Source organism: Motilimonas cestriensis (assembly GCF_021295315.1).
Classification (GTDB): domain Bacteria; phylum Pseudomonadota; class Gammaproteobacteria; order Enterobacterales; family CBDFNC01; genus Motilimonas; species Motilimonas cestriensis.
The window spans coordinates 65,557-78,087 of the sequence record NZ_JAIMJA010000008.1; the positions used below are offsets into that span (position 1 = coordinate 65,557).

Below are 12,531 nucleotides of genomic sequence, written 5' to 3' on the forward strand. Positions count from 1 at the left end.
GATTTTAGCAAAAAGTTCATAAAAAACCGATTATTGGTGCAAAAAGTGCAGTCGTGTTGGCGTTTTATCTGGTTTAACTGGCGGTGGCGACTTCAATTTCAGCACGACTTACCAGTGGCTTCGCCGATGTTTTTTGTTGTGTAACAGCGGCTTTGTCTCTGCTTGAGGTGGCGTGATAAGGCAGTGCCAATGCTGCAGGATAGTTTCTGTGTACCGCCAGCTCCGTCGCCAATTGAGTAATTTCAGTCATGCCCAATTGCAGTGTGATTGGAAACTGTGTCTCTCGTGTCCCTTCTAGCTTGAGGTTAGCTAGTTTAAGTTGTACGAGTTTTTCCAATATTTGATCCGCAGCAGTGAGCGCAGATGACGCCTTAACAATTTCTGCTCGTGCGTAGTTATGTTGCTCAAACGACACCGCAGCAGCGCGTAAGTCAGCATCGTCGCCAGGGATTTGCTGAGCACCAAACAACGGCTTACCACCAAATTCGGCTTGGCTGAAACTTGGAATAAACTGAGATAAATGCTCAATTGCTTGTTCGGTGCGCGAGACCAGTACATCTTGTGGCCAGTGATTAACAATTTTGTTTACCAATGCATTCGGCAACTTGGGTTGTGAGCTGGTGTCATCTGACTGCACTAAACCATCTTTAAACAAGGTGATATTTTTGGTCATACCGTGCAGCTGAAAATGGCCATCGCAATAAGGTGTTAACTGCGCCATACCCTTTGGTGTACCGCGCTGACCGTGAAATATAACCTCAGGCCAAACCGCGTTGGGCGTTTGCCAGCGGGCTATATAGGCCGCTTTAAATTCAACAATCCGCTGGCGTTTAAATTTCGCCATGTCATCCACTTGCCCAGTGCGAAAGCCACAAGCATTAACCAAAAAATCAACTTGATGGGTTTGTTGCCCTTGTTGGTCTTGGGTTTCGATTTGCCAGCCTTGCTGGTGCTGGCTCACGGATAGCACTTTAGTTTGCGTTAAAACTTGGGCTTGACCTAATTTAGCTAATGACAAGGTCGCTGTCGCGGCAATGCGCAATGAACTTAAACCATATTCTTGCACTAACACCAGTGGGTATTTTAGTTGCGTCAAGTCCACTTGCTTAGCAATTGGGATCATCCAATCATCGTTAGCGCTTGGATACTCAGGTGTGGCCAGTTGCGCTAAACGCTGCATGTCTTCGAACTGATACAAAGTGAAATACTGATCGGGCTCGCCAAGTAATTGGTTGCGCGGATCTTGTGCAACAATGCGTTTATATTCATCGCGCAATAAATGCAGTCGTGGCATTAGGTCACTTGGCTCACCTGGGTCTTGGGTTGGCACCGCGATGACCGTTGGTCGCTGATTGACGCAATGAGGGTAGATTCTCAAGGTATTAATGGATTGGTTTAGCAACTTAATACATTGCTCATCGCTGATTTCACGATATAAATTGCCACCGGCATGAAGGTGACACATTGGTGGGCCATTCACTAGGCCGTCACCTTGTTCAATCAGTAAGGTTTTTATGCCTTGCTCAGCTAAGCGCAGGGCAATAGTCGAACCTGCCACACCCGCACCTATAATACCTACGGTTGCTTGGTTAATGTCTTGTTCAGCGATGCTATTAGCCATAGTGAGTATGCTCTTTACCTATAATCTATTGGATAAGTCACGGTGCATTGGAGGCTTGGGTATTCTACTGTGCTCCAGCTCACATTGAAATACGTGATGATGATCTATGTGGATCATCTGCCACGATAAAAGCCCTTGATGTAAATGAATGCTCCTACTAATCATTGGATTAACTTTGACTTAGGTTAAATTTTACACTGTATTATAAGCGCTTTGTGTTGATGTAATGTTGATTTAATAGTTATTATGCGCCATTCATTCTCTCTTGATAGAGCTATCGGCCATTAAACTAGCCTCAGTTTGGGTTAATTACCTAACTTTGCAAGTGTTGGCCGAGTAAGGTAAGCATTGAAGCATTTAATCACGGCGTTAGAAAACGAGCTGCAAGCCTTGCGGCACAATCAAATTAATTTAGCTGATCGTATCAATCAGGCTGAAACCGAACTCACTAAAATTAAAGCAGAGATGGCAAAAGCGCCCCCTGAGCTGAGTTCCTCTGCAGCGTCTTCAGCGCATAAGTCTTCAGCCCATAAAGAGTTGGCTCCTGATCCATTATCATCAACGCCAGCCACTAATGCTCACGCAACAGGCGTCAAGCCATCAGAGATTGGCAGCAGCAACTTGCCTACTTATGATGAAACCGAGCATGTTACGCCGCAACAAGTGGCAGCGATGACCGCTAAGGGCGCCGAGGTTAAGGTTGCGTCTCAGCCAAGTCATACTAGCTCAGTTAATACCAGTGAGCAGGCAAGACAAGCTGAGCAAGACCAAGCGGAGCAAGATGCGATATTAGCACGATTGGTTGCGCGTAAGGAGCAAGTTGAGCGTAGCGCCGCGGTGAAGTCTGCGGATGTCGAGTCAAAATCAGTCATTCCAGCTTCAGTTCGCAAAGAATCGCTAACCGAGCCTAACGATAGCGCGGTAAAGCCCGCTATCAAACCTGTGAGACAAGCGCCTGTTCACCAAGAGCCTGTAGCTCAGCCTCACACTTTATCAGAGCAATCAGCCAGCCAAGAGCAAGCAGCCCGACTTGCTCCAAAGCCCACTAGGTTAGCGGCAAGCGATAACGCTGCTGAGGCTGTCACTAAAGCTGCGGAATCATTGCCACGCAGCATGCATAAAAATGCCATGGAGCAAGCCAGTCATGAATGGCTTGGCTCGCTATTGGGGCCGATTGCGAAAGTATCGCGACAGCTAAAAAGTTTTTATGCGCATTATCAGCAGCGCGGCCTAGGCCCGGTGTTTCTAATGACCTTGGCAGGCATTGCCGCGTTAACCTTAGGGTTCGGCTACTTGCTGCAATATTCATGGAATAATGTATTTAGCGATGGCATGCGTATCGCAGTAGCGGTGCTGTTTGCCAATTCTATTCTTGCTGCAGGCTTATGGGTTTATAAGAAAAAGCCAGATATGTCTGAATATGGCTCTGGACTCGTCGGTTTGGCTATTATTCTTAATTATCTGTGCGCCTATTTTGCAGGGCCTTATCTTGGGCTGATTAGTCCGTTCACGGCGCTTATTTGGTTGGCCGTTGTTACGTTAGCGGGTTATGGCTTAGCGCAAAAATTGGAGACTAAAGTCGTTGCTGTTATTGCTTTGCTTGGCGGCGCGTTTTCGCCGTTAGTGTTTGGCGTTGAGCAGCACTATCCAGCCTTGTATTTACCCTATATTTTATTGCAGGCCATATTCGCTTGGCGGGTTTGTCAGCAACTGCGTTGGCATGGCTTATTAACCTTGGCCAGCATGACACATATCGCCAGCGCCGAAGCCTTTATTCTGTTCGTGGACTTTCATGCGCAACTTGACAACTGGCAAAGTTTATTAGCCTTGTTGTGTCTCAACTTGTTGTTTTTACTGTACGCCTTAACGGGGATTGCCAAGCTACGCCAACTGAGAGTTGATCAGCATTTGCTCGGTTTACCGATGGCGCAGTTGGCCTTTTTTATTCTAGCTATGCTGCAAGTGGATAGCTGGAGTGGGCAATTACTGGCCCTAAATAGTGTGCTATTTCTTGGCCTATTTGGTTACTGGCGCAAGCTTGACGAGGTTAAGCATATTTGTCTGGCGTTTGCGGGCGTGCTGGCGGGTTTTGCTGCGTTAATTCTGGTTTCTCATGAGTTTCAAGGCATTATTTGGTCCCTTGAAGGCGCTTTATTGCTGTGGCTGGGGTTACGTCATCGTTATGGGGTCGTACGTAGTGAAGCTTATGTGCTGCTGTTCATAGGTTTGCTAAGTACGGCTTATGGTTGCGTCAGTTTACTGCTGACGTCCAACGATGAGGCCGCGCCAATATTTATGATAGGTTCCTTTGCCGTGATGGCACCTTGGCTGAACTTTGCTTTTACATTGGCGATTGTTCGCGGATGTGAGCGGTTGCTTCGATTTTATGACAGAGCCAATACGTTAGATATCAGCCAAGGTGAGCGAGGTGTTACTTGGGGAATGGCAGAGCTGTTGTCATTACTACTGGCGCTGTTTGTTTATTTCAGTTGTTATATTTGGCAGCCTTCTTATTTGATGGTGGCCTCGGCATTAGTCATTCCTTTATTGCTTTGGCGCACCACACGTCAAGTATTGCCTGTTACAGAAACTTTGTCTTGGCTGGCGTATCTGCCACTGTTGATACAAGTGCTATTGAGTGTGCAGCAAGTAGGGAGTTGGCGTTTTATCGAGCAAGATTTACTGGGCCAGCTCGCGCGCATCAGTTTGTTTACCTTAATGTGGTTAACCTATCGGGTGTATTGTCGCTATTTGCCAAGCTCAGCGTTATTGCCTATTGCGCGAGGGGTAAACTTAATTGTTTATCTGGCTATACCTGCTTACATCACCATTAAAGTGGGCAAGGTGGCGCTCGAATGGGTTGCCTTGGCGGCATGGGCGAGTGCTGCGCTGGCATTAACGTTAGATTATTGGCGCAAAGCTAAAGCGTTGCGCATTGAAGCTGTCTTACTCTTGGCGCTGGCCGTGTTGCTCTCGCTGGCTCAAGGGATTGCGTTCGACTTATGGCAAGGTTGGGCAGGCTTGTTGATTGGCGCATTAGTCTGTGTTGCGATTGTGCAAAATATAGGGCAATGCCGCGCAAGATTACGTGTGCTCGCGCCACTTAAACCGCTCAATATTGTGCCCCCTTACTATTTTACCTTAGTGCTCGCTGCAGCATTTTATTATGTTTGTCAGTGGCCTGAATATATTGCGATATCTAGCTGGATCGCGGTGTTTATCACCTTAGCGCTGCATGCTTGGTTGCGTGAGTTGTTGCTGCGCCGTGTTGCTTTGGGATTTATCGCGATTGGTTTACTCAGTGCGTCACTGAGTTTGTGGGCACACCAATGGCAAGGCGCAGCAGGGTTAGTGATGGCTAGCTTACTGTTTACTACACTGCGCTATTATCAACGGCCGTTGCGTTTATGGTTAAAGCGCTACCCACCGTTTCATCGGGCGCGTTTGGCCAGCGTTTATTATTTTGCATTGTTAGTGGTTATTTTAATGGTGTGGGGCGTGACGCTGCCGCAATGGTCTGCCTTGATCTTTTGGGCCGGGGCAGCATTGGCCTTATTACTACACTGGCCGATGCGACATGTGCTGTTTCGTTACCAGCTAATTGGACTGGTTTGGCTCGCAAACATTGCCATGGTGATGAGTTTGTTTGACGGTAACGCTAATGGCTGGTGGGCACTTGGCTTGAGTGCGCTGGTGTTTAGCGCCTTACGAGCAAGATTGACCCATTGGCGCGGTTGGTTGTTTGCGCATCAACCACTCACCTTGTTAAGAAAAAGCGTGCCTTATTACTTCGCGTTATTGGTTGCCATTAGTGTGTATGTGGCAACCAAAGTGCCAGATGTGCTTTGGCTTAGCTTATGGGGTTGTGCGTTATTTGCCTTTTTGCTGCACCTACCAATCCGTCACCTATTATTACGTAGCTTAGGCATGTTGCTGGCATTGATTGCGAGTGCGTTTAATTTTTCTTTAGTCTTTATGGGGCACTTTAATGGTGTGCTGGGATTAGCTATTGGACTGGCAGCGGTAATTGTTTACAGCTATTGCTACTCTAGTCGACAGTGTTACCTGCGGCGGTTCAAGCCGCTAGCGATAGTTTATCCATTAAAGCCTTATTATATGGCGCTAGCAGGATTAGCGCTGACTTACTATTTTAGCCATTGGATGGCGCTTGCGGTATTAGTGGCTGCGAGTTGTCTTGTGCTTGATTTAAGTCGTTGGCCTTTACACGCTACCATCCGGGGCAGTTGGCGTTTGGCTCTTGCTGTTATTGTCGCGGCAATGGCGTTGTTGATCGGCTTACAAGCATTCGCCTTGTTTGGTGTGAGAGATAATTTATTAAGCTATGCGGCCTTTGATGTACTGGGCTTGTTAGGGTTGGGCTGGTTGCTATTTTATACGCCATTCAAACGTTTGCTGAGACCACGTTATTTGAGTTGGTTATTACTTTGGCATGGGCTTTTTATTGCGAGCTACCTACTAACGGGTTACGGCTTTGGCACAGAAGTATTTGCGCCATTTAGCTCGGTTGCCCTTGTGGTACATGGCTGTTGGTTGATGATGTTGAGCTTACATCCACAACGGCAGCGCTTAATTAAACTGGCCAGTGCGCTGTTTGCCTTTGTTTTCATCAAGGTGATCTTCTGGGACATGGCTGGGTTCGCCTTGGTACAAAAAGTGGTGGCCTTTATGGCGATTGGCGGTGTCCTGTTGTTAGTCTCTTATTTTTACCTCAAGCAGAAGAATAAGCAGTTAGCTGATAAGTCTAGCGCTGAGTCGTTGTCGGAGGTCGAAAGCTAATCGTAGTTTGAAGTGACTTGGCAATCGACCTTGTTCAGAGAAGCCGCTATTGCGGCTTTTTTGTTTATTTTTTAGCCATGTTTTTTGTTAGAATCAGCTGCGGCAAATTGTCATTGAATAATTAAATGATATTAATTATCATACGCGAATTGTTATCATCCATTTTGCTGGTAGAGGTTGTTTTGTTCCCCAATCGTTTTCTTTCTGCGTTGCTGGTGGTCAGTAGTGCTAGCTTGTTTTCGACAGCTGCACTGGCCGCAAGTGTGACTCAAGTTCAACAACAAGCCCTCAACGACCAGCAGCAAGCTCGTCAATCTCAGCACACTATCGATCAGCTTGATGATAATAAACTTGCGATTATTCAAAAGGTAAAGCAGCTGCAAGCCGAGGCCGAACAACTTGAGCAATACAATGTTTACTTGACTGAGTTGGTGCAAGATCAAGCCAGCGAAGTGGCTTCATACCAGCAGCAAATTATTGATGTTAAAGAAACGCGCCAAGGGTTAGTGCCGTTAATGGTAAAAATGCTGGATAACCTTGCACAGTTTGTGGCGTTGGATGCCCCGTTTTTGCTGGATGAGCGCCAGCAGCGCATCAGTCAGCTGCAACAAATGATGAACAAGGCTGATATTTCTGAAGCAGAAAAATACCGTCGCATTTTAACTGCCTACCAAATTGAAGCGGAATATGGCAGTAAAATGGGCGAATACCAAGGCGAGTTAGCCTTAGATGGCACCACCCGCACGGTGCAGTATTTCTACCTTGGCCGTGTCGCGTTTGTTGCCTTATCCCTTGATGGCAAAGCCGTGTGGTCCTGGGATCGAAATCAGCAACAATGGCTAAGTGTCGATAACGCCTACGCCCAAGATGTCAAACAAGCCATCGCCATCGCCAAAAAAACCGAGATACCTAACTTGATTAAACTGCCGTTGATCGCGGAGGTATCACAATGAAATATATCTTCTTAACCTTTTCACTACTGCTCAGTTCGCTGGCTAGTGCTAATCAACTTGATGATTTATTACAGCAAGTTAAACAGCAACAAGCGAAAAACCAGCAAACTAACAGCCAGCGCGAGTCCGATTTTAAAGGGGATTTAGCTCATTGGCGCAACGAGTTAGCACAGGCGCAAGCAAGGTTTGATCAAGTTAAAGGCAAGGCGGACCAACTTAACGCGCAGTTTGATCAGCAAGAGCAGCAACTCGCGCAATTAGAGCAAGACTTAAGTTTGGCAACGGACAATCTCGGTGAAGTGTTTGGTGTGGTGCGCCAGATGACCGGTGAATTTGCTAGCGATTTTTCTCGCTCCATTATTTCTACTCAGTTTCCTGAGAGGCAAACTTTTGTGGCGGAGTTATCACAACGTAAAGCACTGCCTTCTCTTACGGAGCTAGAGCAGCTTTGGTTTGTGTTGCAACAAGACATGACCGAGTCTGCCAAGGTGGTGAAATTCGAAGCAGCGGTGGCTGACCCATCCGGCATCACGCAACAGCAAACGGTGGTGCGTTTAGGCAGTTTTAACTTGGTGAGTCAGGGCGCCTATTTAGTTCGTGATGAGCAAACAGGCGTGTTGCAGCATTTAACCAAACCCGTTGGCGGTGACGTGGCGAATACCTTGGCAGATTGGCAAGTTAATTCCCCATCGGTGCAAGGCTTCTATTTCGATCCGGCAAAGGGCGATTTGTTGACCATGTTAGCGCGAACGCCCACTATCTCAGAGCGCATTACTCAAGGTGGGGTGATTGGTTACTGCATTTTGGCGGTGTTAGTGCTGGGTTTAATGATAGCGCTGGTACGACTGGTACGATTAAGTCGCGTGTCGCTGCAAATTCATCGCCAAATGAAAACCACTAAAGCCAATAGCAACAATCCATTAGGCCGTATTATGGCGGTATATCAAGCTTATCAGCATCGCTCAACTGAAGTGCTGGAGCTTAAGCTTGATGAAGCGGTACTACGTGAAGTGCCTGCGTTAGAGCGTGGCAACAGCATTTTAAAAATTCTTGCCGCCATGGCGCCGATGATGGGCTTATTGGGTACGGTCACGGGGATGATAGGCACTTTCCAGTCGATTACCGTGTTTGGCACCAGCGATCCTAAGTTGATGGCGGGCGGTATTTCGATGGCACTGATCACCACCGTGATGGGGTTAGTGGCAGCCTTGCCGTTATTACTGATCCACAGCGTGCTACATGGCCGTGCTAACCGTTTGATTATCTTATTAGAGCAGCAAAGCATCGGCTTAATTGCCGAGCAAGCAGAGTTACAAGCGCAAGCGGCGGATGCCAGCTCTGCGGTTAAAGCCATGGCGAAAGCGCCGCAGTTGCAGGCTAGCTAAGGTGAATGAGGTAGTAAACTCTATCGACCTTGTAGCAGCGCTAATGCGCGCTGGTGGTGTGGTGATGTATGCCATTGCTGGCGTGTTAGTGTTGCTGTGGGGCTTGATGTTAGAGCGGGCTTATTATTTATGGCTGAGCTTTAAAGCTGAGCAGCAAGGCTTATTAGGGCGTTGGCAACAGCGCAGCGAATGGCAATCTTGGCAGGCGGTGCATATTCGCCAGTCGTTACTTGGACAAGCTGAGTTAGCACTGACGCGGCATTTGCCGTTGCTATCTGCTCTCATCAAAATCTGTCCGTTGTTAGGATTATTAGGAACCGTATCCGGCATGATCCAAGTATTTGATGTAGTGGCTGTTCATGGCACCGGTAATCCTAAGTTACTGGCTTCAGGCATTTCCATGGCAACCATTCCGACCTTAGCCGGCTTGGTATGCGCGTTATCAGGATTATTAGTGTACTCACGTCTAGAGCGGCGTACAAAAGTGTTATTAAGTCAGTTTTCACAGCAGCTGGCCACGGTGAACGAGTAGGTTATGAGAAGAAGACGAATTAGACCGGAAGAAGATGCGCAAATAGACATGACGCCGATGTTAGATGTGGTGTTTATCATGCTGATCTTCTTTATTGTTACCACCTCTTTTGTGCGTGAGTCTGGCGTGGAAGTGAATCGCCCGAAAGCGGCTTCGGCCAGTGAGCAAAAAAATGCTGGCGTGTTTATTGCGGTCAAAGAAAATGGCGAGATCTACTTAGACAGAAAACAACTGGATGTGCAAAAGGTACATTCAGTGCTGGAGCGGATCATTGCCGAGCGCGGTGAAGTGGGGCTAGTGATCCAAGCCGATCAAATGGCGCGCCATGGCGTGGTGGTAAAGGTGATGGATGCCGCGAAATCGGCTGGTATCAAACAAATTTCCGTTGCGGCGGAGCAGCCTTAAATGCGTTTTGTGTTAGCGCTGATTGGCGCGCCTATCATGGCTTTTGCCTTGTTTGTGTTTATGGCGGGGTTGATCCACAAAGATCTTGGCCGCTTGCCAAAATCGCAAGACACGCCTTACCTCGATTTGGTGATGAGTGATACGCAAGAACAAAGCGAGCGCAAAAGGCGGCAAAAACCGACGCCACCAGAGGTAAAACCATTAACACCGAAAGTGCCAGTACAGCAACTGAAACCGTCGACGCCTAATCCGGTGGCGGCTAAGCTAACCGCTCCTGCATTAAGTTTATCCAGCAGCGTGAGCGCAATGGCGATTAATATGCCGAGTGTGATGGCGGAATCGGTCAGCGCGCCCGTTGCAGCTCCAGCCGTTGCAGGTAATGGTGATGCCATGGCAGTGCCTTTGCATCGCGTTGAGCCTATCTATCCTGCTAAGGCAAAGCGTCGACAAAAGCAGGGTTATGTAGTGGTGGCTTACGATATCAGCGCAGAAGGTAAAGCTATTAATGTGCGCATAATTGAAGCCGTACCCAAGCGTACTTTTGAAAGAGAAGTGAAGAAAGCAATGCGGCGTTGGAAGTTCAAGCCGCTAATGGTCGACGGTAAAGCCCAAATACAAACGCAGCAACAGCAGCGTTTTGAATTTAAGTTAGAGTCTTAAACAACGCGAATTCTGGATAAGTGAACGAGTATGTCTTCACCACAAAAACGCTGTGAATATGTCCCAATACGCTTTGCGTTTTCATCCTTGAAAACGAAATGTTGCCGTAAAGACATACCCAATCTGGTTAATAACAGCTCGAGAACAACTGAGGTTACATAATGAAATGGTTAATGATTGTGCTTGGTTTGTTTTGCTTTCCCGTGTTGGCGAGTGAGCCAAGTTTAAGTGCGGCGCTGGCAAAACAGGTTAAACCGGCTTATCAATTTTACCAGCAAGAGCAATACGGCGAAGCGCTAAGGGTGATTAAAGCCGTTCAGCCCAAGGCGGGTTTTGAGCTGGCTTATATTAAACGTTTTCAAGGCAATCTTCATTGGCAGCTCAATCAGCCAGCGGCAGCGATAACTAGCTTGTCACAAGCGGTGGCAGAAAATGCCTTGCCGAAAGATCAGCAATCACAAACCCAGCGCATGTTGGGGGATTTATATTTATCACAAGCTAAGGCTAAATCGGCTCTTAAACATTATCAGCAAGTGACCGGCGCGCAGCGCGATGCGGCGCTGTATCTCAATATGGCACAGGCGCATTATCAATTAGCGCAATGGCAAGGTGTGGTGAAGGCCGCAGAGCGGGCCATTAAGCTCAGCAAAGGGTTTAATAAATCTGCCACCACCTTGTTGCTCACGGGTTACTACCAGCAAAAAAATTATGCCAAAGCGGCAACAATACTGACTCAGCTCACTCAATACGAGCCCAATAATAAACAGTGGTGGCAGCAGCTGTCTTCGGTTTATTTGCAAATGAGTGATAAAAAACGCGCTTTAAGCACCTTAGAAATAGCCTATCAAGCTGGCATGTTGAGCTCAGCGGCAGAGTTAAAAAACTTGGCTCGCTTGCGCGCCAATGCCGGTTTGCCCTATCAAGCCGCTGATTTATTTGCCAGCCAATTAAAAAACCAAACTTTGCCCTATAACACCAGTACCCTCAAAGAGTTGGCTGGTTATTGGCAACTAGCACGTGAATATCAACGTGCTGCTACAGTATGGGGACAAGTTGCTAAGCTGACGGGCTCGCCTGAACATTATTTACAACAGGTGGCGTTATACAGTTTGTTACAGCAACCTAAGCTGGCGCTTAGTGTGCTTGAAACCATGCCAACCAACGGCGTGGCCGGTAAGGTAGCGCTAGCGAAAACCCAAGCTTGGTACGAGTTAAATCAATATCAAAAAGCGCTGAAATTTGCACAAAAAGCTCAACAACAACAAGCCACCGCCAAGCAAGGCGCCAGCTGGGTAGCGATGCTAGAAACGAAACTAGCCGCCAAGCTAGAAACCAATATAGAGAGTGGGCAAGGGCGAGTGTTGTAGCTGATTTGCTGGGCTCTCTAGGCTTAATTGGCGTTAATTTTAAACTTTCCTTCTTCTATAGCAGTGATAATTTTATCTGTATTTTTGTCATCGGGCCGATGATCCTTATACGTCTTAAGATTAGTCAATGCTTGCTTTATGTTTCCCTGTGTTAGGTAGACCATGCCAAGAGAAAAATACGCATCAGTGTAGCCAAGTGCTACAGCTTTTTTTAAATGAGGTAGAGCCTTAGTCGCTTGTTTGGCGCCAGCTAAAAATATTCCATACAAGTAATGACCCTCGGCGTTATTTGGCTCTAAAGCAAGTAGCTTACTAAAGTCTTTATCTGCCAGTTTTGCAGCTCCTGATATGTCTAAATTGTGACCAATACTATTAACTAAACCCGAACGTTTGAGCAAAGCTGGCTCAGGCTTTGGACTGTTTAGTAAAATTTGTAAAATAGCAGATAGCTTCTTTACATCATTAGTTGCACGTTGCTTATCATTTTCGGAATCAAATTTTGGCGGATAGTTTTTTGCGTGGTATGAGAGGTCGTTAATTATTTCATCTAAAGCTGCTATATCAAGCTGATGTTGCTTGCCTGAAGACACAATAATCGCGCTCGGGTCATGGTAGGCATACTCTTTAGCATAAGAAGTTTGTATAAAAATAAAGAACAATATAATGGGGATAAAGCGTTTCATTACAACTTACCTAATAGTGTATTTAAATTGAAAGTTAGTTTGCTGTTGTATTAGATGTTGGCTATTAATTTACAGTTTTTGATTAAAATGTCCCACTTAAGATCGGAATGGTCGGTCGATGAGTTAAA

General features: G+C 46.9%; 9 protein-coding genes. 7 read left to right on the top strand and 2 right to left on the bottom strand.

Going from position 1 to position 12,531, the window contains the following annotated elements; all coding sequences use genetic code 11:
• Positions 1 to 73: 73 nt before the first annotated feature.
• A complete protein-coding gene (locus tag K6Y31_RS09425) occupies positions 74 to 1,621 on the bottom strand; it encodes an FAD-dependent oxidoreductase (RefSeq protein WP_233052539.1) in 1,548 nt (515 codons plus the stop codon).
• 348 nt (positions 1,622 to 1,969) lie between these two features.
• Here K6Y31_RS09425 and K6Y31_RS09430 point away from each other — a divergent pair, with 348 nt between their 5' ends.
• The 7 genes from K6Y31_RS09430 (at position 1,970) to K6Y31_RS09460 (ending at position 11,720) form a co-directional block, all read left to right on the top strand.
• Positions 1,970 to 6,418 carry a DUF2339 domain-containing protein gene (locus K6Y31_RS09430; protein ID WP_233052540.1) on the top strand — a complete coding sequence of 1,483 codons (4,449 nt, stop codon included), beginning with the start codon at positions 1,970 to 1,972 and terminating at the stop codon, positions 6,416 to 6,418.
• 125 nt (positions 6,419 to 6,543) lie between these two features.
• Complete coding sequence (locus K6Y31_RS09435; RefSeq protein ID WP_232801488.1) at positions 6,544 to 7,371, top strand: DUF3450 domain-containing protein; 828 nt, start codon at positions 6,544 to 6,546, stop codon at positions 7,369 to 7,371.
• Positions 7,368 to 8,756 (top strand): MotA/TolQ/ExbB proton channel family protein, encoded by a 1,389-nt coding sequence (locus K6Y31_RS09440; protein WP_233052541.1) that lies wholly within the window; start codon positions 7,368 to 7,370, stop codon positions 8,754 to 8,756. The genes K6Y31_RS09435 and K6Y31_RS09440 overlap by 4 nt, the downstream gene beginning before the upstream one ends.
• Before the next feature lies 1 nt (position 8,757).
• Positions 8,758 to 9,288: a MotA/TolQ/ExbB proton channel family protein gene (locus K6Y31_RS09445; RefSeq protein WP_233052542.1), complete on the top strand. Its 531-nt coding sequence runs from the start codon at positions 8,758 to 8,760 to the stop codon at positions 9,286 to 9,288.
• Between the two features lie 3 nt (positions 9,289 to 9,291).
• Positions 9,292 to 9,693, top strand: a complete 402-nt coding sequence (locus K6Y31_RS09450; protein ID WP_233052543.1) for an ExbD/TolR family protein — start codon at positions 9,292 to 9,294, stop codon at positions 9,691 to 9,693.
• Positions 9,694 to 10,353, top strand: a complete 660-nt coding sequence (locus K6Y31_RS09455; protein ID WP_233052544.1) for an energy transducer TonB — start codon at positions 9,694 to 9,696, stop codon at positions 10,351 to 10,353.
• A gap of 161 nt (positions 10,354 to 10,514) precedes the next feature.
• The gene (locus K6Y31_RS09460) at positions 10,515 to 11,720 is read left to right on the top strand and encodes a tetratricopeptide repeat protein (RefSeq protein WP_233052545.1); all 1,206 of its coding nucleotides are present in this window, start codon (positions 10,515 to 10,517) and stop codon (positions 11,718 to 11,720) included.
• A 23-nt stretch (positions 11,721 to 11,743) separates the two neighbouring features.
• On the opposite strand, the gene K6Y31_RS09465 is transcribed toward K6Y31_RS09460, so the two are convergent.
• Positions 11,744 to 12,403: a hypothetical protein gene (locus tag K6Y31_RS09465; protein ID WP_233052546.1), complete on the bottom strand. Its 660-nt coding sequence runs from the start codon at positions 12,401 to 12,403 to the stop codon at positions 11,744 to 11,746.
• Positions 12,404 to 12,531: the final 128 nt, after the last annotated feature.

What these genes read in the sequence shown, in the direction of transcription:
- K6Y31_RS09460 (WP_233052545.1), top strand. Translation starts at nt 10,515, where the DNA reads ATGAAATGGTTAATGATTGTGCTTGGTTTGTTTTGCTTTCCCGTGTTG.
- K6Y31_RS09450 (WP_233052543.1), top strand. Translation starts at nt 9,292, where the DNA reads ATGAGAAGAAGACGAATTAGACCGGAAGAAGATGCGCAAATAGACATG.
- K6Y31_RS09425 (WP_233052539.1), bottom strand. Translation starts at nt 1,621, where the DNA reads ATGGCTAATAGCATCGCTGAACAAGACATTAACCAAGCAACCGTAGGT.
- K6Y31_RS09435 (WP_232801488.1), top strand. Translation starts at nt 6,544, where the DNA reads ATGATATTAATTATCATACGCGAATTGTTATCATCCATTTTGCTGGTA.
- K6Y31_RS09440 (WP_233052541.1), top strand. Translation starts at nt 7,368, where the DNA reads ATGAAATATATCTTCTTAACCTTTTCACTACTGCTCAGTTCGCTGGCT.
- K6Y31_RS09465 (WP_233052546.1), bottom strand. Translation starts at nt 12,403, where the DNA reads ATGAAACGCTTTATCCCCATTATATTGTTCTTTATTTTTATACAAACT.
- K6Y31_RS09455 (WP_233052544.1), top strand. Translation starts at nt 9,694, where the DNA reads ATGCGTTTTGTGTTAGCGCTGATTGGCGCGCCTATCATGGCTTTTGCC.